The following is a 414-nucleotide window of genomic DNA, read 5'->3' as shown; positions in this document are numbered from 1 at the left end:
GCAACAGGCGCTTCAATTACATTATCTACTTTAAGCTCTGCTTTAAGGTCATCTTTTTGACCCCGAGGAATCGTTACTATTACGTCTTCGGCTAAGCCCAACTGGAAAGAATCCAAAGCACCCTTCCAAACCTGGCTATCTGTCAGTACTTCACCAGCCTTGTACAGTTCGTGCGTCTGATAATATCTAAAGCCATAGTTTAACAACTTCTGTGTCTCTTTAGCTCTGGCATTTTCACTATTCGTACCCATGACAACACTAATCAAGCGCATACCATTGCGCTTAGCTGACGCGACAAGGCAATAACCTGCTTCTTCAGTATGTCCGGTCTTTAAGCCATCGACTGACTTATCACGCCACAACAAGCGATTGCGGTTTGGCTGCCTTATATTGTTATAGGTGAAGTATTTTTCA

At 43.5% G+C, this 414-nt stretch carries 1 pseudogene; it reads right to left on the bottom strand.

Annotated elements, in window-relative coordinates:
* Positions 1 to 414: pseudogene (locus tag A3757_RS04465) on the bottom strand (D-alanyl-D-alanine carboxypeptidase); the annotation flags it as partial.

Source organism: Oleiphilus sp. HI0117, assembly GCF_001635235.1.
This window is presented reverse-complemented; position numbering and strand designations above follow the sequence as displayed.